We start from the raw sequence: 263 nt of genomic DNA on the forward strand, positions 1-263 counted from the left end.
CCTTGAGCAGAGCAAACCTGTGAAAATAGTATAAACTCATGCTAGGTGATTAAAAATGAGAAAAAAGAAAGATACGCACAGCTTTGATTTTCGTCCTTTAGGACTGGCAATCAGAGAAGCCAGAGAGAAAGCAGGGTTTTCCAGAAATGATTTAGGCGATAAAGTCTTTTACGGAGAACGTCATATCGCAGATATTGAAAATATCGGGAAACACCCTAGCTTTCATTTATTCCATGATTTAGTTACCATGTTCAATATATCTG

At 37.3% G+C, this 263-nt stretch carries 1 protein-coding gene; it reads left to right on the forward strand.

The genetic code is table 11. The features are described 5' to 3' along the window. Positions 1–55: 55 nt before the first annotated feature. Positions 56–263, forward strand: a 208-nt coding sequence (locus tag KK062_RS30380) for a helix-turn-helix domain-containing protein (protein ID WP_254088130.1), incomplete at its 3' end; no start/stop codon positions are given.

Source organism: Dawidia cretensis, assembly GCF_018598175.1.
In the GTDB taxonomy this organism is placed as follows: Bacteria; Bacteroidota; Bacteroidia; order Cytophagales; family Cyclobacteriaceae; genus Ohtaekwangia; species Ohtaekwangia cretensis.